Annotated in this window: 21 protein-coding genes; 5 read left to right on the top strand and 16 right to left on the bottom strand. The window is 69.2% G+C overall.

What is annotated here, in order from left to right; translation table 11 throughout:
* Positions 1–74 precede the first annotated feature (74 nt).
* Positions 75–1,712: a murein biosynthesis integral membrane protein MurJ gene (gene murJ / locus JYK02_RS10275; RefSeq protein WP_242588633.1), complete on the bottom strand. Its 1,638-nt coding sequence runs from the start codon at positions 1,710–1,712 to the stop codon at positions 75–77.
* Between the two features lie 201 nt (positions 1,713–1,913).
* Between murJ and JYK02_RS10280 the strand changes: the two genes are divergently transcribed.
* From JYK02_RS10280 to JYK02_RS10300, 5 genes are all read left to right on the top strand, one after another.
* The gene (locus JYK02_RS10280) at positions 1,914–2,408 is read left to right on the top strand and encodes a ferritin family protein (RefSeq protein ID WP_207050726.1); all 495 of its coding nucleotides are present in this window, start codon (positions 1,914–1,916) and stop codon (positions 2,406–2,408) included.
* A gap of 60 nt (positions 2,409–2,468) precedes the next feature.
* Positions 2,469–3,341 carry an encapsulin nanocompartment shell protein EncA gene (gene encA, locus JYK02_RS10285; protein WP_207050727.1) on the top strand — a complete coding sequence of 291 codons (873 nt, stop codon included), beginning with the start codon at positions 2,469–2,471 and terminating at the stop codon, positions 3,339–3,341.
* 27 nt (positions 3,342–3,368) lie between these two features.
* The gene (locus tag JYK02_RS10290; protein WP_207050728.1) at positions 3,369–4,793 is read left to right on the top strand and encodes a sigma-54-dependent transcriptional regulator; all 1,425 of its coding nucleotides are present in this window, start codon (positions 3,369–3,371) and stop codon (positions 4,791–4,793) included.
* A 76-nt stretch (positions 4,794–4,869) separates the two neighbouring features.
* Positions 4,870–5,901 (top strand): M23 family metallopeptidase, encoded by a 1,032-nt coding sequence (locus JYK02_RS10295; RefSeq protein ID WP_207050729.1) that lies wholly within the window; start codon positions 4,870–4,872, stop codon positions 5,899–5,901.
* A gap of 77 nt (positions 5,902–5,978) precedes the next feature.
* Positions 5,979–7,262: a hypothetical protein gene (locus JYK02_RS10300; protein WP_207050730.1), complete on the top strand. Its 1,284-nt coding sequence runs from the start codon at positions 5,979–5,981 to the stop codon at positions 7,260–7,262.
* Between the two features lie 33 nt (positions 7,263–7,295).
* On the opposite strand, the gene rsmI is transcribed toward JYK02_RS10300, so the two are convergent.
* The 15 genes from rsmI to sdhA form a co-directional block, all read right to left on the bottom strand.
* Positions 7,296–8,129 carry a 16S rRNA (cytidine(1402)-2'-O)-methyltransferase gene (gene rsmI, locus JYK02_RS10305; RefSeq protein ID WP_207050731.1) on the bottom strand — a complete coding sequence of 278 codons (834 nt, stop codon included), beginning with the start codon at positions 8,127–8,129 and terminating at the stop codon, positions 7,296–7,298.
* 13 nt (positions 8,130–8,142) lie between these two features.
* Complete coding sequence (locus tag JYK02_RS10310) at positions 8,143–8,508, bottom strand: YraN family protein (protein WP_207050732.1); 366 nt, start codon at positions 8,506–8,508, stop codon at positions 8,143–8,145.
* Positions 8,509–8,544: 36 nt separating this feature from the next.
* Positions 8,545–10,455, bottom strand: coding sequence for an ATP-binding protein (locus JYK02_RS10315; RefSeq protein WP_207050733.1), 1,911 nt, complete (start codon positions 10,453–10,455; stop codon positions 8,545–8,547).
* Positions 10,456–10,556: 101 nt separating this feature from the next.
* Positions 10,557–10,946, bottom strand: a complete 390-nt coding sequence (rplS, locus tag JYK02_RS10320) for a 50S ribosomal protein L19 (RefSeq protein ID WP_207050734.1) — start codon at positions 10,944–10,946, stop codon at positions 10,557–10,559.
* 119 nt (positions 10,947–11,065) lie between these two features.
* Positions 11,066–11,803 carry a tRNA (guanosine(37)-N1)-methyltransferase TrmD gene (gene trmD / locus JYK02_RS10325; protein ID WP_207050735.1) on the bottom strand — a complete coding sequence of 246 codons (738 nt, stop codon included), beginning with the start codon at positions 11,801–11,803 and terminating at the stop codon, positions 11,066–11,068.
* Positions 11,800–12,360: a ribosome maturation factor RimM gene (rimM, locus tag JYK02_RS10330; protein ID WP_207050736.1), complete on the bottom strand. Its 561-nt coding sequence runs from the start codon at positions 12,358–12,360 to the stop codon at positions 11,800–11,802. The genes trmD and rimM overlap by 4 nt, the downstream gene beginning before the upstream one ends.
* Complete coding sequence (locus tag JYK02_RS10335) at positions 12,357–12,641, bottom strand: KH domain-containing protein (RefSeq protein WP_207050737.1); 285 nt, start codon at positions 12,639–12,641, stop codon at positions 12,357–12,359. The genes rimM and JYK02_RS10335 overlap by 4 nt, the downstream gene beginning before the upstream one ends.
* A 23-nt stretch (positions 12,642–12,664) precedes the next feature.
* The gene (rpsP, locus tag JYK02_RS10340) at positions 12,665–12,925 is read right to left on the bottom strand and encodes a 30S ribosomal protein S16 (protein WP_014397299.1); all 261 of its coding nucleotides are present in this window, start codon (positions 12,923–12,925) and stop codon (positions 12,665–12,667) included.
* A 102-nt stretch (positions 12,926–13,027) separates the two neighbouring features.
* The gene (rlmN, locus tag JYK02_RS10345; protein ID WP_207050738.1) at positions 13,028–14,158 is read right to left on the bottom strand and encodes a 23S rRNA (adenine(2503)-C(2))-methyltransferase RlmN; all 1,131 of its coding nucleotides are present in this window, start codon (positions 14,156–14,158) and stop codon (positions 13,028–13,030) included.
* Positions 14,159–14,246: 88 nt separating this feature from the next.
* Positions 14,247–15,062 carry a siderophore-interacting protein gene (locus JYK02_RS10350; protein ID WP_207050739.1) on the bottom strand — a complete coding sequence of 272 codons (816 nt, stop codon included), beginning with the start codon at positions 15,060–15,062 and terminating at the stop codon, positions 14,247–14,249.
* 163 nt (positions 15,063–15,225) lie between these two features.
* Positions 15,226–15,648, bottom strand: a complete 423-nt coding sequence (gene ndk, locus JYK02_RS10355; protein WP_120546387.1) for a nucleoside-diphosphate kinase — start codon at positions 15,646–15,648, stop codon at positions 15,226–15,228.
* Positions 15,649–15,690: 42 nt separating this feature from the next.
* Positions 15,691–16,587 (bottom strand): succinate--CoA ligase subunit alpha, encoded by an 897-nt coding sequence (gene sucD / locus JYK02_RS10360; RefSeq protein WP_207050740.1) that lies wholly within the window; start codon positions 16,585–16,587, stop codon positions 15,691–15,693.
* A 32-nt stretch (positions 16,588–16,619) separates the two neighbouring features.
* The gene (gene sucC, locus JYK02_RS10365) at positions 16,620–17,780 is read right to left on the bottom strand and encodes an ADP-forming succinate--CoA ligase subunit beta (RefSeq protein ID WP_207050741.1); all 1,161 of its coding nucleotides are present in this window, start codon (positions 17,778–17,780) and stop codon (positions 16,620–16,622) included.
* 268 nt (positions 17,781–18,048) lie between these two features.
* Entirely contained in the window at positions 18,049–18,855 is an 807-nt protein-coding gene (gene sdhB / locus JYK02_RS10370; RefSeq protein ID WP_207050742.1) for a succinate dehydrogenase iron-sulfur subunit, read from the bottom strand.
* A gap of 90 nt (positions 18,856–18,945) precedes the next feature.
* Complete coding sequence (sdhA, locus tag JYK02_RS10375) at positions 18,946–20,823, bottom strand: succinate dehydrogenase flavoprotein subunit (protein WP_207051092.1); 1,878 nt, start codon at positions 20,821–20,823, stop codon at positions 18,946–18,948.
* Positions 20,824–20,915 lie beyond the last annotated feature (92 nt).

The following is a 20,915-nucleotide window of genomic DNA, read 5'->3' on the forward strand; positions in this document are numbered from 1 at the left end:
GCCTGTCCTGCATTCCGTTTGGGCTTCCAACCAACGCCTGGAGGGCAGCCACCCCACCGGGCGCCGCGTCGCGTCTACCGGGCGAGCCCCAGCTTCCGGCCCACCTTGCGGAAGACGGCCCCCGCCTCCGGGACACCCAGGGCGGCCGATACCGCGAAGTAGACGACCCCGAAGGGCACCGCCGTTGCCAACAGGCCCAGCACCGGGTGCAGCCGGGGCGGCACGAGCAGCGCCCCGCCCCACTCCATGCCCACCCCGGGCATGGGGCCCAGGAGGCCGGTGAGGCCCTGTTTGACGGCCAACGCCACGAGCCCGCCCACCAGCGCCGCGCCGTACAGCCGGGGCAAGAGCCCCGCCGGCAGGCCCACGGGGCCCACCATGGAGCGCAGCTTGCGGCGCAGGAGCGTGGTCTCCACCCAGGCCACGATGCCGCTGGACAGGGTGAGGAAGGCCGCGCCCAGCTCCCGGGGCAGCCCCAGCCGCTCCGGCAGCCACAGGGCCAGGAACCACGCCTTCACGGTGCCCAGCGACACGCGCACGATGGCGTAGCGCAGGGGCGTCTTCGGATCCTTCAGCGCATAGAAGGCGGACGCGTAGAGCCGGCCCACGGTGGAGGCCACCAGGCCCACCGCCGCGCCCATCAGCAGGTACCAGAGGTAGCGCGAGTCCGCCGCGCCGAAGCGGCCCGTCTGCAGCAGCGCGCCGCTCACCAGGTCCCCCAGGAACAGCAGCGCGGCGGCGGACGGCACCACCCAGAAGGCGATGCGCCGCGAGCCCGCGTCGATGCGGCTTCGCAGCTTCTCGTGCGCCTGGGCCTCCCCTTCCGCCGTGGCGCGGGCCATCTCCGGCAGCTCCGCGGCGGACACCGCCATGCCGAAGAGGCTCACCGGGATGAGGTAGATGGTCTGCGCGTAGAGCAGCGAGGACAGCGCGCGGTTGGAGATGAGCGACGCGAAGGCCGTATCCACCCACGCGCTGAACTGCACCACGCCGCGCCCCAGCACCACCGGGCCGAAGTTCTTCAGCACCTGGCGCACCGACGCGCTCGCCAGCGACACCACCGGGCGGAAGTGGCCCAGCAGGCGCATCACCGTGGGCACCTGCACCGCGAACTGGAGGAAGCTGCCCAGCACGACGCCGTAGGCCAGCCACTCCGTCAGGGCCTCCTCCGCGGCGCGGCCACCGGACGTGCCCTGCCAGCTACCCACGACCAGCAGCGTGGCGATGATCACCACGTTCCAGACGACGGGCGCCAGGTACGACAGCAGGAAGCGCCGGTGGCTGTTGAGGATGCCCAGGCACCACGCGCTCAGCACCAGGAAGCCCGTGCCGGGGAAGAGGATGCGCACCAGGCGCACGGCCAGGTCGCGCTCGCCGCCCTCGAAGCCCGGCGCGATGAGGTCCACGAACAGGGGCGTGGCCAGCATGCCCAGCGCCACCATCACGCCCGTGGCCAGGGCCAGCAGCCCGAACACCGCGCCCGCGACCCGATCCGCCTCGTCCGCGTCCTTCTTGCCCAAAAGCTGGGCGTAGACGGGGATGAAGGAGCCGGACAGCACGCCCTCGCCGAAGAGGTTCTGGAGGAAGTTGGGGATGCGCAGCGCGGCCTTGAAGACGGCGGCGGCCTCCGCGTTGCCCAGGTAGTGCGCGAAGACGCGCTCGCGCACCAGGCCCATCAGCCGCGATGCCAGGATGCCGATGCCCACCAGCATCGCGCCCCGCCCTCCCGCGCTGCGTTCAGGGGCGGACGGTGGAGTGGCTGCCGGGGAGGTGGGCGGAGGAGGCGTCGCGGGAGCGGGGGCGGTCACGAAGGGGCGGACTCTACGTCCGGCGTTCTTCGGCATGCAGCAGGAAACCCTTCGACCGCTGTTTCACTTGACGGTCACTCCCCAGGTTGCGAGGGTCCGCCCCCAATGGCCGGAAAGTCCGACACCGAGCGGTCCGACGTCGCGCGCATCCGCGCCGTGCTGGCACGCGAGCTCGAGACCATCAACGAGTACGAGGCCTACGCCGAGGACTCCTCCAATCCGGAGGTCCGCGCCTTCTTCCTCCACCTGGCGGCCGAGGAGAAGGAGCACGTCTCCGAGGCCACCCACATGCTGCGGATGCTCGACAAGGGCCAGGACGCGCACTTCGCCAAGCCCTTCGTCCCCGGCCACTTCCAGGCCGCCGCGGCGGGCGCTCCCTCTGAGCCCGCCCTGCCTCCCGCCGCCTCGCCTCCGCCCGTCGTCACCCAGGCGCCGCCCTCGGTGGGCCGCCTGCCGGTCGAGCCCCTGACGAACCTGCCGCCCCAGCGCCTCATCTACGGCGTCCCCGCGCCGCCGCCTTCCGCCAACAGCCACCCCCTCACCATCGGCAGCCTGCGCCGCGGTGGTGGCGGTGGCAGCGGCTCTGGTGGTGGTCGTTAAAAACCTTTCGCAGTCGCCCTTCCCTCCCCTCCTCTGCCGCCGCTCGTGACGGAGACACCGATGCCTGACTTCCTTGGACATGCCGAGAACCCGCTGCGCGAAGAGGAGTGGGCGCGCCTCAACGAGACGGTGATCCAGGTCGCGCGCCGTTCGCTGGTGGGCCGCCGCATCCTGGACATCTACGGGCCGCTGGGTGCTGGCGTGCAGACCGTGGCCTACGACGAGTTCCAGGGCGTGTCCCCGGGCGCGGTGGACATCGTCGGTGAGCAGGAGACCGCGATGGTCTTCACCGACGTGCGCAAGTTCAAGACCATCCCGATCATCTACAAGGACTTCCTGCTGCATTGGCGGGACATCGAGGCGGCGCGCACGCACAACATGCCGCTGGACGTGTCCGCCGCCGCTGGCGCCGCCGCGCTGTGCGCGCAACAGGAAGACGAGCTCATCTTCTACGGCGACCAGCGCCTGGGCTACGAAGGCCTGATGACGGCCAACGGCCGCCTCACCGCCACGCTGGGGGACTGGACCGCGCCGGGCGGCGGCTTCCAGACCATCGTGGAGGCCACGCGCAAGCTCAACGAGGCCGGCCACTTCGGGCCCTACGCCGTGGTGCTGTCGCCGCGCCTCTACTCGCAGCTGCACCGCATCTACGAGAAGACGGGCGTGCTGGAGATCGAAACCATCCGCCAGCTCGCGTCCGACGGCGTCTACCAGTCCAACCGCCTGCGCGGCGAGTCGGGCGTGGTGGTGTCCACGGGCCGGGAGAACATGGACCTGGCGGTGGCCATGGACATGGTCGCGTCCTACCTGGGCGCCAGCAAGATGAACCACCCGTTCCGCGTGCTGGAGTCGCTGCTGCTGCGCATCAAGCACCCGGACGCCATCTGCACGCTGGAAGGCGCCGTCCCCGCCGCTCCCCCGGCGCGCCGCTAGTCCGTCGTCTTTTCCGCGCGGAGGCTTATGGCCAAGGTCCTGGTCATCGACGACGAGACGAACCTGCGCAAGGTGCTGGCCGCCCTGCTGCGCCGCGACGGGTTCGACGTCACCGTGGCGGAGAACGGCGAGCAGGGCCTGGCCGAGTTCCACAAGAACGGCGCGGACATCGTCGTCACCGACCTGGTGATGCCCAAGCTGGGCGGCATGGACGTGCTGGCCGCCGTGCGCACCGCCAACCCGGACGTGCCGGTGATCATCATCACCGCGCACGGCACCGTGGACTCCGCCGTGGAGGCCATCAAGGCGGGCGCGTTCGACTACATCACCAAGCCCTTCGAGCAGACGGAGCTGTCCTCCGTCGTGGCCAAGGCCGCCAAGACGAACGAGAGCGCCAAGCGCTCCGTGCGGGCGGACCACAAGGCGCGCTCCGCCATCATCGGCGAGTCACCGCAGATCCAAGACGTCTACAAGATCATCGACAAGGTCGCGGACACGCCCTCCACGGTGCTGATCACCGGCGAGAGCGGCACGGGCAAGGAGCTCATCGCAACCGCGCTGCACGGCGCGTCCAGCCGCCGCGACAAGCCATTCATCAAGATCAACTGCGCCGCCATCCCCGCCACGCTCCTGGAGAGCGAGCTGTTCGGCTACGAGAAGGGCGCCTTCACCGGCGCCGTCACCTCCAAGCCGGGCCGCTTCGAGCTGGCCGACGAGGGCACCCTCTTCCTGGATGAGATCGGGGAGATTCCCGTCGAGATGCAGGTGAAGCTCCTGCGCGCGCTCCAGGAGGGCGAGTTCGAGCGCGTGGGCGGCATCAAGACGACGCGCGTGAACGTGCGCCTGGTGGCCGCCACCAACCGCGACCTCCAGGCGGAGATCGAAGCGGGCCGCTTCCGCAAGGACCTGTACTACCGGCTGGCCGTGGTGCCCATCGTGCTGCCCGCGCTGCGCGAGCGCCGCAGCGACATCCCGATGCTCGCCCAGCACTTCGTGGACAAGTACAACCGGCGCCTCAACAAGAAGATCGAAGGCATCGCCGACGACGCGCTCGCGCTGCTCCAGGCGTACGCGTGGCCGGGCAACATCCGCGAGCTGGAGAACCTCATCGAGCGCGTGCTGCTCTTCGCGGACGGCCCCCTCATCACCGCCAAGGATTTGCCGGAGCCGGTGCGCGGGGGAGCGGGCGTGCAGGCGGGGGCACCGGTCGCAGCCTCGCTGGGCACGCTGGACGTCCCCGTGGGCGAGGTAGGCCTCAAGGACATCGTGCGCATGAAGGCCGCGGAGCTGGAGCGGGACCTCATCGTGAAGAAGCTGGAGGAGACGGGCGGCAACGTCACGCGCGCCGCGCGCCTCCTGCAAATCAGCCGCAAGTCACTCCAGACGAAGATGAAGGAGTTTGGCCTGCGAGACACCACCCCGGACGGTCAGGAAGACGGCCCGGACGAGTAGCCCCGGGGCGCCGAAATATCGCCTTTTCGCCAGCGGTTTCGGCCCCCGCGTACCTTCTTACCCTCAGGGAGCCTGAATGCGGCCGAATCTTCCCACCCTCGGTGGACCACCGAAGCGCAATCCCTTCGGACCGGTGGTTGCCGTCTCCGTCATCCTCGGCGCGGCCGCGGGTGGCGTGTGGTGGTGGAAACAGCGCATGGCGGATGTCCCCATGGACGTCGCCTCGCAGACCGTGACCGCGCTGGACGCCGGCACCGTGGCCCAGGCCCCCGTGGCCCCGCCCGCGCCCACCGACCCCGTGAAGGCCGCCGGCCTGGAGCGCGCGTCCATCCGCATCGAGGGCCCGCTGGAGACGGCGCTCATCCAGGCCTCGGACGCCACCGTGGGTCCCGCCCTGGCCCAGGTGGTGACACGCACGCTGGTGTGGTGGGTGCGCGTACCCGGTGAAATCCTCCGGGGCGACACGCTGGACGTGCTCTACCAGCGCCGTCCCAACGAGGAGCCGCTGGTGTACGCGGTGCGCTTCGTGAGCGGCAAGACGGGCCAGACGCACCGGGCCTACCGCTTCACGCCCGCGGGCGAGCCGAACGCCCACTACTACCTGCCCAACGGTGACGAGCTGGAGCTGCGGATGGAGAAGTCCCCCATCGACAGCTACGAGCAGATCACCTCCCTCCTGCGCGACGGCCGCGGCCACAAGGGCGTGGACTTCCGCGCCCCGGTGGGCACGACGGTCCGGGCGCCCTTCGCGGGCGTCGTCAAGCGCAAGAACTGGAACTTCGGCAGCAACGGCAACTGCATCGAGCTGGTGGAGTCCGGAGGCAAGGGCCGCCGCGCGCTCTTCCTGCACCTGGCGGAGCTGCCCAAGTCCGTCCAGCCCGGGATGCGCGTGTCCGCGGGCCAGGTGCTGGCCCAGAGCGGCAACACGGGCCACTCCTTCGCCCCCCACCTGCACTACCAGCTCATGCTGGGTGAAAACCGGGTCCTGGACCCCTTCGACCAGCACAAGACCTACCGCGCCTCCCTGGCGGCGGCCCAGAAGGGCGCCTTCGACACCGAGGTCCAGCGCCTGGACGGACTGCTCGGGACGCCCGTGGCGGGCAAGTAAGGCCCACCCATTTCTTGACACTCCTCCGACGGCACGGCTAGCTGGCAGGCCTGGGCCGTGGTCGTCGGAGGTAGTGGATGCACAGGTTTCGCGCCGTCATTGCCGCGCTGACGCTGGGCGTGCCTTTCGCCGCCAGCGCGGCGGACATCACGCGGATTGCTTCCTCGTTCGAGGACGATGATCCGTTCGACCTCTTCCTCGACGTGGGCTTCGAGCGCACGCAGACGCGCGCGAAGATCGTCCGCGAGCAGCTCGCGGGCGGTGACGCCACCGACGTCCGGGAGGTCAACGAGCTCTGGTACAAGGGCGTGGACGCGCGGCTGAACCTGGCCGTGGCCTTCGGCCTCTGGAAGGACCTGGAGTTCAGCTTCAAGCTGCCCATCGTCTTCCAGCAGAACGAGTCCTGGAACTTCGTGTCCGGCACGAACCAGGGCAACTCCACCATCACCAACAGCTGCTTCAACGCGGACGGCTCGCCCTACTCGGCCGAGGGCTGCGTGGGCCGGCTGTTTCGGATGCCCCAGGAGAGCTACCGGGGCGGCCTGGGCAACGTGCACTTCGGGCTGGCGTACGCCTTCTTCAACCAGGAGAAGGACGACACCAAGCCCACGTGGATCGTCGGCATCGACTACGAGGCGCCCACCGCCAAGCAGCGCGATCCGAGCCTGGACAACACGGATCCGGATGGCGACCGCGGCAACGTGGGCGACCGCGTCCACAAGTACCAGCTCTACACGTCCTTCTCGCGGCGCATGGGCGTGGCGGAGCCGTACTTCAAGGCCTCCCACACCATCCCGGTGCGCGGCCCCGGCGCGTACTCGAACTGCGACCAGTCCGGCACCAACCCGTCCAACCTGGGCGCTCCGGGCAACTGCTACAAGGAGCCGTGGACCCGCCATGAGACGGGCATCAAGGCCCCCTCGCAGACGGCGCTGACGTTCGGCATGGAGCTGGTGCCCTTCGAGAACGCGTCGAAGAACCAGAAGCTCACCCTGGACCTGCGCCTCCTGGGCAACTACGTGGGCCGCGGCCGGTACTACAACGAGCTGAGCTCCGCGCTGCGCAAGCTGCTCACCTCCGAGGACTACCTCCAGGTGGGTGGCCAGCTCGGCGTCACCGCTCGCGCCGCCCAGGCCTTCACCATCCGCGCGTCCGGCAATTTCCTCTACAACACGGACCACCTGCTCACGACCGAGGCCATCGGCCAGGACGTGGACGGCAACGGCCGCATCGACACCGCGCCGGGCTCGCCGGAGCTGAACCCCACGTTCGACTGGCGCTACGACACGGTGTCCCGCCGCTTCCGGGCCATCCAGAGCACCACGTTCCGCTTCGACCTGGGCGCGACCTTCAGCTTCTGAGGGCCCGCCCCCGAGGCAGCGGTAGACGTTCCCCTACCGCTGCTTCAACCCCAGGCCCAGCCGGTACACCTCCTGGCCGGGCCACCCCGCGCGGCGGGCCAGCTCCGTGCTCAGCGGCTTGAGCTTCTCGCCGCGAGCCAGACCCGCCTCCAGCGCCTTGCGCAGCTCGTCCTCGCTCCAGCGCTGCTCGCCAGTGCGGCCCTCCACCAGCACCACCACCTCGCCCCGGGTCTCCTCCCCCGCGTAGCGCGCCACGAGCGTGGACAGCGGGCCCCGGACGAACTCCTCGTGCAGCTTGGTCAGCTCGCGCGCCACGCACGCGCGCCGGTCGCCCCAGGCCTCCTGGAGGTCCGCCAGCGTCTCCGCCAGGCGGCGCGGGGACTCGTAGAGGACGCAGGTGGCGGACAGGGGCGCCACCTCATCCAGCATGGCGCGGCGCTCCGGCCCCTTGCGCGGCAGGAAGCCCAGGAAGTGGAAGCGCCCCGTGGGCAGCCCTGAAGCGCTCAGGGCGGCCACCAGCGCCGTGGGCCCCGGCACCGGCTCCACCTTCAGGCCGCGCTCCAGCGCCTCCGCCACCAGCTTCTCCCCCGGGTCGCTGATGCCGGGGCTGCCCGCGTCGGTGATGAGCGCGCAGTCCTCACCGGCCTCGAGGCGGTCCAGGATGCGCCCGGCGCGCTGCCCCTCCGCGAAGGCCGGCAGGCTGACCAGGTCCTTCCCGGCGATGCCGAAGTGGTCCAACAGGATGCGCGAGTGCCGGGTGTCCTCGCACGCGAGGAAGCCCACGGTGCGCAGCGTCTCCAGGGCCCGGGCGGTGACGTCCCCCAGGTTCCCGATGGGCGTGGCCACGAGGTAGAGCGTTCCAGCCAAGGGACGGATTCCTTTACATGCCAGCGTCGAAGGCGGCGGGCAGGTGCTCCACCCGGGCGTGCTGGCCCTGGCCCACGACGGAGATGACGTCGAAGCGCACCATGCGCCCGTCGATGCCGTTCTGGAAGAGATAGTGCAGCGCGGCCTTCACCACCCGGCGCTGCTTGGCGAAGGACACGGTGTGCGAGGGGTCTCCCCACGCCGCGGTGGAGCGCATGCGCACCTCCACGAAGCACATGACGTCACCCTGCTCCGCCACGATGTCCAGCTCTCCGTAGCGGCACGTCCAGTTGCGCGCCACCACCCGGTAGCCCTGCGACTCCAGCAGGCGCACGCCCTCCGCCTCCGCCACGTTCCCCACGTCCCGCCGCGTTCCCATTCCGCCCCCGCCGCCCCACGCACTGCTTCGCGGCGGCTAGACGTTAACGGTGCCGTCCGACATCTGGCCGAAGCCGGGGTGCGCGGTGACGTGCAGGACCTGGGTGAGCGTGCCCAGGTGCTTGAGCATGCGGGCGACGAGGGGCAGCTTCGCCTCGTCCACGCCCGTCAGCACGTCGTCCAGGAGGAACGGGCGCTTCACCCGGGCGCACGTCTTCTCCACCACCGTCAGGCGCAGCGCCAGGTAGTAGAGGTCGATGTCCTTCGGGGGCAGCTCGCCTACCGGGATGCGCTTGTTCGGCGCGAGCAGGAAGGCGTTGCCCTCCCGATCCCACTCCACGCCCTGGTAGCGCTTGTCCGTGAGCGCGGTGAGGTACTGCACGCAGCGGTCCTTCAGGAGCGCCTGCACCGACAGCATGTCGGACGTGAGCACGTCCGCGGCCTGCGACAGCACCAGCGGGGACGGATCCTCCAGCGGATCCACCGGCACCGGCGCCTGGCCGGGGGCCGCGACGACCTGCACCGGGGGCGCCTTCGCCAGCGCGATGGACTCCTTCAGCCGGGACAGCTCGCGCTCCACCTCGCGCAGGTCGCGCACGTAGGTGCCCTTGGCGGACAGCTCCGCGTTGAGCTCCTCCTGCTGCGCGCGCAGCTCCTGCCCATCGCGAAGGGCGCCCTGGTACTCGGCGGAGGCTTCGAACTCCTCCAGTTGCGTCTGCAGCTCTCCCAACCGGATGCCGAGCAGGTCCTTCTGCTCCAGCGCGCCGGGGATCTCCTCGTAGGTCTCCAGGTTCAGGGCCTTGATGGCCATGCGCACCGGCGCGTCCTCGAGCTCGAACTCGTCGAGGATCTTCTTGTGCCGCGCGTCCTTGCGGTTGTCCTTGGAGCCCTTGCGCGTGGCGTGCTGCAGGTCATCCACGTAGCGCAGCGCCATCCACCCGGCGGTGCCGAAGGCGGGGATGTTGATCAGCGCCAGGTAGCGCCACAGGGGCTGTCCCGCGACGATGCCCAGGCCCACGCTCAGGCCCATGAAGAGCACGCCCGCGCCCAGGCCGCCCCAGAAGACGCGGTTCTTCGTGAGCGGCGGCACCTGGAGCGACACGTCCTCCAGCTCCGGATCGCGGTCCGTCTCCAGCCGCGCCAGCGCCTCGTCCCGCCGCGCCACCACCTTCGGGTAGCGCTTCACGCGCGAGAGGATGTCCAGCGGCAGGCCCAGCGACTCCGGCGACGGCGCCGCACGCCACGCGGCCTCCGCCTCCGCGATGGCGGTCTTGAGCCCCTCGCCGCCCTTGAGCTTCGAGTCCGCCTCGAAGATGAGCGACGACAGCTCGTCCACCTTGAACTGGAGCTGATCCACCGCCTTCGCGGTGACGAGCTCCTTCTCCAGCACCTTCACCTTCGCCTCGGCGGCCGGGACGTCCTCCGCGGGCAGCACCTGCGTGGCGGCGGCCAGCGACGGCGTGGCCCCGGAGGCCTTCGCTCCCGCGGCCGCGGCGGCCTTGGGCGCGCTCCTGCGGGGACGGCGCGACGGCAGCATCACCAGCTGGAGGCAGTACACCTGCTCGAAGGTGGTGCGCGGAGGCAGCCCCGCCTGACCGCGCAGGTACTGGTTGATCTCCGAGACGTCCGTGGACACCAGCTCCGGCTGGCTCGTGGTGGGGTTGAGCCGGTGCAGCGAGCCAGAACCGCCCAGCTCGCGCAGTACCCGGTACGTCATCCCGTCCTGGCCCACGAAAGTCAGCGCGGCCTTGCCCGAGCGCCCCGCGGCCCCCACCAGACTGGAGTCCCCGCCCCGGCCGTCCGCGAACAGCAGCGACAGCACGAGGCTCCCCAAGGGCAGCACGTCCGCCGTGGGCGGCTTGAGGATGAGGTACCCGGTCTTCAGCGGGAAGCGCCCGGCGGGAGAGAACCCGCGGACGTTCTGGATGGCGACCTCGACGAAGTGCATGGCGCGCGCAGTCTAGCCCGAACGAAAAAAGGAGCGTCCAGTGAAGGACGCTCCTTCTCTCACGCGGCCGCGAAGGCCGCGAGAGGGTTTCTGCGGACCTACTAGCCCTTGGCGACGGCGGCCTTGGCGGCGGCCTTCTCAGGATCCACCTGCACGTCCACGCGCGAGGCCTTGCCCTTCAGCTCGCGGAGGTAGAACAGGCGCTTGCGGTTCACGTCGCCGCGGGTGAGGACCTCGATCTTCTCGTAGCGCGGGCTGTGGATGGGGAAGATGCGCTCCACGCCGACGCCGAAGGACATCTTGCGCACGGTGAAGGTCGCGCGGTTCGTGCCCTTGGTCTTGCGGATGACCACGCCCTCGAAGGCCTGCACGCGCTCCTTCTCGCCTTCCTTGACCTTCCAGTGGACGCGAACGGAATCACCCGTGCGGAACGCGGTGATGTCCTTGCGCAGGAACTTGTTTTCGACGTGCTCGATGAGGCTGCGGCGCATGACGGACTCCAGAAAGCGGAACTTGACGCGTAGGACGCGTGGAAAAGAGCGGGCCGTCCTAGCAGAGACCACCGGGACGAACAAGCCTGCAACAAAAGGTTCCGCGAGAACACGCAGGGTTACAACGCTTCTTCTTCCCTGGCGAGCAGTTTCTGATCCGCCTTGCTGAACTCCAGCCGCGCGAACAGGTCCGGCCGCCGCTCCTGCGTGAGCTTGATGGCCTTCCACCGGCGCCACCGGGCGATGCGGGCGTGATCGCCTGACTGGAGGACGGCCGGCACCTCGGCGCCCCGGAACACAGGCGGCCGGGTGTAGTGAGGGTGCTCCAGCAGCCCTTCTTCAAAGCTCTCCGCGACGGAGGAGGCCTCGTTGCCCAGGACGCCCGGCACCAGCCGCGCCACGGCGTCCACCACGGCCAGGGCGGCCACCTCCCCTCCCGTGAGCACGAAGTCGCCCAGCGACAGTTCCCCGTCCAGGAAGGGCATCACCCGCTCGTCCACGCCCTCGTAGCGGCCGCAGACGAGGATCAGCCCGGCCTCGTGCCGCGCCAGCTCGCGCGCCGTGGCCTGGGTGAACGTGGGCCCCCGAGGGCTCATCAGGAGCGCCTTCGCGCCGGGCAGCCGGGCCCGCGCGGCCTCGATGGCGGCCACCAGGGGTTCGGGCTTCATCACCATGCCGGCGCCGCCGCCGTAGGGCGCGTCGTCGGTGACGCGGTGCTTGCCCTCGGCGAAGTCGCGCACGTTGGTGAGCGTGACGGAGAGCAGCCCCTTCTCCTGGGCCTTCCCGAGGATGCTCGCGCCCAGGTAGCCAGCCAGCATGTCGGGGAACAGCGTCAGCAGTTCGACGGGGTAGCTCACCCGTCGTCTCCGGAGTCCTCGGGGGGACCCTCGGGCCCGTCCGCCTCCAGGTACTCCAGGGGCCGGATGACGATGCGACCCGCGGGCACGTCCACCGTGGGGACGAACTCGTCCGCGAAGGGCACCACCAGCTCCGGCCGGCCCTTCATGCGGATCACCAGGTTGGGCACCTCACCGGTGGCCCAGACCTCTTCCACCGTGCCCAGGGACGCGCCCTGCTCGTCCACGGCGGTGAGGCCCACGAGGTCGCCCTGGAAGAACTCGCCCTCTTCTGGCGGCTCCAGGTCCTCGCGGTAGACGAGCACCTTCGCGCCCACCAGCGCCTCGGCGGCCGTGCGGGACTCGATGCCCTCGAAGCCCACGAGGTCTTCCTTGTTCGCCGGGCGGAAGGACTCCACGGTGTACTCGCGCTCCTCGCCGGAGCGCAGCCGCAGCCGGACACGGTCGACGGTGCCGAGCGTCTCCGACGCGGGGTCGAAGGCGCGGACGGCCACCTCGCCACGCAGCCCGTGCGCACGGGCCACGTAGCCCAGCTCCAGACAGGCCAGCGCGCTCACCGCGCGGCGTCCGGAGCAGGCGGCGCCGGGGGAGAACCCGGGGTGCGCCGGTCGTCGAGAATCTCCAGGCGGACCTTCTGGCCCTGCTTCTGGGCGGCGGCGTTGAGCAGCGTCCGGAGGGCGTTCACGGTGCGCCCATCACGGCCGATGACCTTGCCGACGTCCTCGGGGGCGACCTTCAGCTCATAGAGCCGGCCGCCATCCGCCTCGGAGATGCGCAGGGCGACCTGGTCGGGTTGATCAACCAGGGCCTTCGCCAGATACGTGAGCAGCGGCTCCACGTCTTGTCCAGACGGGGGCGTGCTCAGGCGGTGGTCGCCGGGGCCTGCTTCTTCGCCGTCTTGATGAGGTCCGCGACCGTCTCGGAGGGCAGCGCGCCGCTCTTCAGCCAGTAGTTCAGCCGCTCCTCGTTGAACTGCACCTTCGCGGGGCTGTGGTTGGGGTCGTAGGAACCGACCTGCTCCAGGAACTTGCCGTCGCGCGGGCTGCGCGAGTCGGTGGCAACCACGTGGTAGTACGGCATCTTCTTGGCGCCCGCGCGGGCAAGACGGAGGACAACGGCCATGGAACGCTCCAGCGAAAACGTGTGACTTCTACGGTAACAGGCGGAGGGGGGCGCTCTTAGCGCCCTGCCGACTGGATTGTCAAGGAAGCTCGGGTGCTTATGTCACGTCGGGGCTTCCGCGGCCGTCTCGTCCCGGTTGGCGAGCTGACCACAGGCCCCGGCGATGTCCCGGCCCCGGTTCTTGCGGATGTATGCCGCGACGTGCGCCTCGGCAAGGATGGCCCGGAACTCCTCGGCCCGCTGCTCGCCCGTCGTCTGGAACCCCAGGCCGGGGTTCTCGTTGTAGGGAATCAGGTTCACCTTCGCGGGAATGTCGCGCAAGAGCTCCCTCAGCCGGTGCGCGTCCTCGTCCGTGTCGTTGAACCCTTTGAGCAGTACGTACTCGAAGGTGATGCGCCGGCCCTGGCGCAGCGGGAACTTGCGGCAGGCGTCCAGCAGCGCCGCGATGTTCCACTTGCGGTTCACCGGCATCGTCTTGCTGCGCTGCTCGTCCGTGCTGGCGTTGAGCGAGATGGCCAGCTTGACGTCCGTCTCCTGGCCGAAGCGCTCGATCATCGGCACCAGGCCCACGGTGGAGACGGTGATGTGCCGGTGGCTGAAGTTGGGCCCCTCCTCCGACTGGAGGATGGAGAGCGCCGTCTTGAGGTTCTCGAAGTTGTGGAGCGGCTCGCCCATGCCCATGAACACCAGGTTCGTGAGCGGGCGCAGCGTCTCCAGACCTTCGTTGCGGCGCACCTCGCGGTTCACCGCGTGCACCTGGGCGACAATCTCCCCGGGGGTGAGGTTGCGCTTGAGGCCCAGCGTCCCCGTCATGCAGAACGAGCAGGCCATCGCGCAGCCCACCTGCGTGGACACGCAGAGCGTCTTGCGGTCCTCCGCCGGCATGTAGACGGACTCGATGAAGCGCCCGTCGCGCGTCTTGAAGCGGTACTTGATGGTGCCGTCGACGCTGCGCTGCTCCAGGTCCTTCACCAGCGGGACGATCTCCGCCTGGGCCTTGAGCTTCTCGCGCAGGGCCTTGGACAGGTCCGTCATCTCGTCGAACGTCGTGGCGCCGCGCTGGTGCAGCCAGCGGTAGAGCTGCGCCGCGCGGAACGGGCGCTCGCCCAGATGCTCGCTCAGGAACAGCGCGAGCTTCTCGCGCGACAGGCTGGCCACGTCGGTCAGCTTCGCGGGGGCCGGCACCGGCAGGGGCTCGGTGACAGGGAGGGCTGTGGCGGTAGGCTCTGACATCGTTCAGTCGGGGCTAACGGAGGGAAATGGGGCGTGCTTCCCACAAGAAGGCACGGCAAGTCAAAGGAGTGCCCGTCCCCTCCCCTGCCTACCCCTTCGAGTCGTGGTGCTCGGCGACGCCGCGCTTCCAGTAGCCCGTCACCCGCATCCAGCTCTTGTTCAGACCGCGCTCGTTCACCAGGTGTTCCCGGATGGACTTGAGCGACGTGGACTCGCCGGCCACGAACACGAACCCGTCCCCAGGGGGAGGCGTCCAGGCGCGCAGCGCGTCCTCCAGGTGCTTCGTCGTGCCGGCCTCCGCGCCGCCCCGGTGCAGCCAGGTGAGCTTCACGTCCGCCTTGCTGACGATGCGCTGCTCCTCCGCCGCGTCCGCGACCTCGATGAAGGCGAACGCGCGCTTGCCTGCGGGCAGCTCCTCCAGGCGCCGGGCGATGGCCGGCAGCGCGCTCTGGTCCCCCGCGAGCAGGTACCAGTCGAAGTCGTCCGCCACGTCGTGCGTGCTGCGCGGACCGCCAATGCCCATGAAGTCGCCGGGCTTCGCCTGCGCGGCCCACATCGACGCGGGGCCCTCGCCGTGCAGCACGAAGTCGATGTCCAGCTCGTTCGCCTTCGGGTCGAAGCGGCGCGGCGTGTAGTCGCGCGAGGCGGGCTTCTCCAGCCCCTCCGGCATGGCCAGGCCGTGGGGCCCGACCACCGGCATGTCCGGCTTCTTCACGCCGGGCTTCGCGAAGAAGCACTTCACGTGATCATCCGCGCCGGGGGACGAAAAGCCCTCCAGCTCCGGGCCGCCCAGCGTCACGCGCACCATGTGCGGCGACAGCCGCGTCACGCGCAGAACCTCCAGCAACCGCAACTTCACCGGGAACGGCCCCCGCCGGGCCACGCGCTCCGAATCGCCGCTCATGCGTGCTTCCTTGCCGATTGTGATTTTCATTATCGGTAGCAAGGACCGCCCGGGAGGGCAACCGGATACGGCAAAGGCGGGCGAGCTTCGGAAAAGACGACGGCCCGGGTCCGCGCCGCGTGGGGCGTGGACACCGGGCCGCTGTCACCAGACTGAAAGCTGATCAGCCGTGGATTTCGGTCTCGCGGAAGAAGTACGCGACCTCGTTCTTCGCGTTCTCCAGGCTGTCCGAGCCGTGGACCGTGTTCGCGTCGATGCTCTGGGCGAAGTCCGCGCGGATGGTGCCCTTGTCGGCCTTCTTCGGGTCCGTGGCGCCCATCAGGTCGCGGTTCTTCTGGACGGCGTTCTCACCCTCCAGGGCCATCAGGACCACCGGGCCGGAGATCATGAAGGACACCAGGTCCTTGAAGAACGGCCGGGCCTTGTGGACGGCGTAGAAGCCCTCGGCCTCCGCCTGGGACAGCTGCTGCCGGCGGATGGCGACGGGCTTCAGGCCCGCCTTCTCGAACCGGGCGATGATCTCGCCGACGTGGTTGTTCTTCACTCCGTCGGGCTTGATGATGGACAGCGTGCGCTCGATGGCCATGGTCTTTGGCTCCTCGTGTGTGGGTCGTGTGAAAGGTTCGGCTCAGCGCTTCGGCGGGCCGCGCTTGACGGCCTCCTGCAGCGTGGTGCCCAGCTCGGCGGGGCTGGCGGCCATCAGGATGCCCGCGCCCTCCATCGCCTTGATCTTCTCCGTGGCCGTGCCCTTGCCGCCGGAGATGATGGCGCCCGCGTGGCCCATGCGCTTGCCCGGGGGCGCGGACTGACCGGCGATGAAGCCGGCGATGGGCTTGGTGAACTCGCGCTTGACGTACTCGGCGCCCTCTTCCTCGGCGCTGCCGCCGATCTCACCGATCATGATGACGGCGTCCGTCTCAGGGTCGGCCTGGAAGAGCTTCAGCACGTCCACGAAGTTGGTGCCGTTGACCGGGTCGCCGCCGATGCCCACCGCGGTGGACTGGCCCAGGCCCAGCTGCGTGAGCTGGTGCACGGCTTCGTAGGTCAGCGTGCCGGAGCGGGACACCACGCCGATGCGGCCCGGCTTGTGGATGTGGCCCGGCATGATGCCGATCTTGCACTTGGCGCCGGGGGTGATGACGCCCGGGCAGTTCGGGCCAATCAGGCGCACGCCCGGCTTGCCCTGCAGGTAGCGCTTGGCGCGCACCATGTCGTTGACCGGGATGCCTTCGGTGATGGTGATGATGAGGGAGATGCCGGCGTCCGCGGCCTCCATGATGGAGTCCGCGGCGAAGGGCGGCGGCACGAAGATGACGGACGTGTTCGCGCCCGCCTGCTTCACCGCGTCGGCGACCGTGTTGAACACGGGAACCTTGCCCTCGAAGGAGGTGCCGCCCTTGCCCGGCGTGACACCGCCCACAATCTTCGTCCCGTACTCCAGCATCTGCTTGGCGTGGAACGAGCCCGCCGAACCGGTGATGCCCTGGACGAGGACCTTCGTGTTCTCGTTGACGAGGATGCTCATGGCGATCTTTCAGGTAAGAGGGGGCGAAGGCCCTACTTGATGGCCGCCACGGCCTTCTCGGCCGCCTGGCGCAGGTTGTCCGCGGGGGTGATGGCGAGGCCCGAGTTGCGGAGCAGCTCCTTGCCCTGCTCCACGTTGGTGCCTTCCAGGCGCACGACGAGCGGGATCTTCAGCTGCACTTCCTTCGCCGCCGCGATGATGCCTTCCGCGATGACGTCACACTTCATGATGCCGCCGAAGATGTTGACGAGCACCGCCTTGACCTGCGGATCCGCGAGGATGAGCTTGAAGGCCGCCGTCACCTTCTCCTTGCTCGCGCCGCCGCCCACGTCCAGGAAGTTGGCCGGAGCGCCGCCCACCAGCTTGATGGTGTCCATGGTGGCCATGGCCAGACCCGCGCCGTTCACCATGCAGCCGATGTTGCCGTCCAGCGCGATGTAGGCCAGGTCGTGCTCCTTGGCCTGCGTCTCGCGGGGCTCCTCCTCCGCCACGTCGCGGTACTCCAGCAGGTCCTTGTGCCGGTAGAGCGCGTTCTCGTCGAAGTTCACCTTCGCGTCGAGCGCCACCACGCCGCCGCTCTTGCGGATGACCAGCGGGTTGATCTCCACGAGGGACGCGTCCGTCTCCACGTACATCTTGTAGAGCGAGGAGCAGAACTGGACGAACTTGTTCACCGTGGGGCCCGTCAGGCCCAGCCCGAAGGCCAGCTCGCGGCCCTGGAAGTCCGCGAAGCCCACCGCGGGGTCCACGACGGCGCGGAGGATCTTCTCCGGGTGCTTCTCCGCCACTTCTTCAATCTCCACGCCGCCCTCGGTGGACGCCATGAAGGTGATGCGGCTGGTGGCGCGGTCGAGCGTCACGCCCAGGTACAGCTCCTGGCCGATGTCGAGGCCCTCTTCGATGTAGACCTTGTTGACCTTCTGCCCTTCCGGGCCGGTCTGGATGGTCTTGAGCATCATGCCCAGCATCTGCTGGGCGAGCGTCTTGGCCTCCGCGGGGCTCTTGGCCAGCTTCACGCCGCCGCCCTTGCCGCGGCCGCCCGCGTGGATCTGCGCCTTCACGACGACGACGGGCGTGGCCAGCTCCTTCGCCGCGGCCTCCGCCTGGTCGGGATCGAGCGCGAGGATGCCGCGCGGCGTGGGCACGCCATACTTCCGGAAGAGTTCCTTGCCCTGGTACTCGTGGATCTTCATCGAATCTCCGGGTGGGACGAGGGGAGACGAGGACAGCCCCTACACGGGGCGTCAACGCGGGCCCTCATTGCGCAGAAAACGACGGATGGCAAGGCCGTTTGGCCTCCAGCGTCGCGGCGGGACACAGGCACGGCCCCCACGGGATAACGCCCGGTGTCCGGGGGAATGAGGCGGCCTTCATCCCAAACGCCACGGCCCCGCCCGGCGCCCCGCTTGAGGGGGACGCTGGCACGGGGCCGCGAGGAAGCCAGGACGGCGTGACGGGAGACTACCCCGGACCGCTGGACGCCTTCTGCTCCTCTTCCTTGAAGAAGATGTCCTTGATCATCAGCTTGCTCACCTCGCGGTTCATCACCGCGATGGAGGTCGTGAGGGGGATCTCCTTCGGGCAGACCTTCACGCAGTTCTGCGCCTTGCCGCAGTCCTGGATGCCGCCGGGGCCCATGAGGGCGCGCGTGCGCTCCTCCGCGTTCAGCTTGCCCGTGGGGTGCATGTTGAACAGGCGGGCCTGGCTGATGGGCGCCGCGCCGATGAAGTCGTTGTCCAGCGTCACCTGGGGGCACGCCTCCAGGCAGCTGCCGCAGGTGATGCACGTGGACAGCACGTACATCACGGACTGGTCCTTCTGCGACTGGCGCGGGCCGGGGCCCAGGTTGTACGTGCCGTCGACGGGGATCCACCCCTTCACGCGCTTGAGCGACTCGAACATGCGGTCGCGGTCCACGGTGAGGTCGCGCACCACCGGGAACTTCTTCATCGGCTCCAGGGTGATGGGCTGCTGGAGCTTGTCCACCAGCGCGGAGCACGCCATGCGCACCCGGCCGTTGATGTTCATGGCGCAGCTGCCACACACCTCCTCGAGGCACGCGGCGTCCCACACCACGGGGGCCACCTTCTTGCCCTCCACGGTGACGGGGTTGCGCTGGATCTCCATCAGACAGGAGATGACGTTGGCGCCCTTCGTGTAGGGGACCTTGAACTCGTCGAAGTGACCCGGCTTGTTCGGATCATCCTGACGCCAGATGCGGAAGGTGACGGTCTTCGAGCTGACGGCGCTGGCCTGTGCGGTGTCCATGGTGCGGCTGCCCTTCCCTTCACTGCCAAATCAGGTGGCGGAAACCCGCGCCGCCAAAAGCGCGCGGGCCCGAAAAAGCAACGAGCGCCCTTACGCGTACCAGCGGGGCTCGGGGTCCAGCACCGGCGTGGGCAGGTCCTGGTAGGAGATCTGCGGGCCCTGGGAGGCGTACGTGGCGATGGTCGTCTTCGCCCACTTCTCGTGGCGCTTGCGCCACAGGTCCATCCACTGCGGATCCTCGCGCGGGTCCTTCGACTTGGGCTCCGGCAGGGAGAAGTCCGGCTTGTAGTGCGCGCCGCGGCTCTCGTCGCGCAAGAGCGCGCTGGTGGCGATGACCTCCCCCAGCTCCAGCATGTTCCACAGCTGGTTGGTGTAGGAGAGCGCGCGGTTGGCGACGACGCCCGTGTCCAGCACGTTGACGCGGCTCCAGCGGTCCTTCAGGCCGCGGATGGTCTCCACCGTCTTCTTCAGGCGGTCGTTGTAGCGGACGACGGTGCAGTTCTCCGTCATCACCTCGCCCAGCTCCTTGGCGAGCTGGTACGGGTTCTCCTGCCCGTTCATCGCCTTGATGGTGGCGAAGCGGTCCTGCCAGTACTTCTTCGCGTCCGCGAAGTACTTCTCCGGCATCGCCGAGGCGCTGGTCGTCTGGCTCTTGGCGAAGGACACCATCGCCGGGCCGCCGATCATGCCGGAGTAGATGCAGGACAGGAGCGAGTTGGCGCCCAGGCGGTTCGCGCCGTGGAAGGCGTAGTCCGCCTCGCCGGCCGCGTACAGGCCGGGGATGCGCGTGCTCTGGTTCACCGGGCTGCCGTCCAGCGGCGTCTGGGTGCGCGAGTCCGCCTCGAAAGAGACGTGCAGGCCGCCCATCGAGTAGTGCATGCCCGGGAAGATGACCATGGGCGTGTGGCGCGGATCATCTCCGACGAACTTCTCGTAGATCTCCATGACGCCCTTGATCTTCGCGTCGAGCGTCTTGGCCGGGATGTGCGTCACGTCCAGGTACACGCCGTCGCGCCCGCCCAGGCCCATGCCCAGGTCGCGGCAGACCATGAAGATCTCCCGCGTCGCCACGTCGCGCGGCACCAGGTTCTTGTACTTGGGGTACTTCTCTTCCAGGAAGTACCAGCGCTCGCTCTCCGGGATCTCCCGGGGGTTGCGCGTGTCGCCCTTCTTCTTGGGCACCCAGACGCGGCCGCCCTCGCCGCGCACGGACTCGCTCATCAGGCGCAGCTTGTCCTCGCCCGGGATGGAGGTGGGGTGCACCTGGATGAACTCGCCGTTGGCGTACAGCGCGCCTTCCATGTACGCGCGGCCCGCGGCGGTGCCGGTGTTGATGATGGAGTTGGTGGAGCGCCCGAAGACGATGCCGGGGCCGCCCGTGGCCAGGCACACCGCCTCCGCCGGGAACGTGCGGATCTCCATGGTGCGCAGGTCCATGGCCACGCTGCCGATGCAGCGGCCGGACTCGTCCTTCACCGTGCCCAGCCACTCCCAGTACTCGTACTTGGTGACCTTGCCCTCCGCCTCGTAGCGGCGGACCTGCTCGTCCAGCGCGTAGAGCAGCTGCTGGCCGGTGGTGGCGCCCGCGAACGCGGTGCGGTTGTGCAGGGTGCCGCCGAAGCGGCGGAAGTCCAGCAGGCCTTCCGGCGTGCGGTTGAAGGTCACGCCCATGCGGTCCAGCAGGTAGATGATGCCAGGCGCCGCGTAGCACATGCCCTTCACGGACACCTGCTCCGCCAGGAAGTCGCCGCCGCGCAGCGTGTCCTTCACGTGGATGTCCGGGTGGTCGCCTTCACCCTTCGTGTTCACCGCGCCGTTGATGCCGCCCTGGGCACAGACCGAGTGGGAGCGTTTGACCGGGACGAGCGAGAGCACGTCCACCTGGTGACCCGCCTCCGCCAGCTTGATCGTCGTCATCAGCCCGGCCAGACCGCCGCCCACCACCGTGAATCGCGCTGCTGCCGCCATCATCGTCTCCTTGACCACCGGACGCCCGGGGGGGTGCCTTCACGGGGGGCCGCCGAAGTCCTGCTTCGCGACACGTGCCCCGCTCCCGTGAT

The sequence above is a fragment of the Corallococcus macrosporus genome, assembly GCF_017302985.1.
In the GTDB taxonomy this organism is placed as follows: domain Bacteria; phylum Myxococcota; class Myxococcia; order Myxococcales; family Myxococcaceae; genus Corallococcus; species Corallococcus macrosporus_A.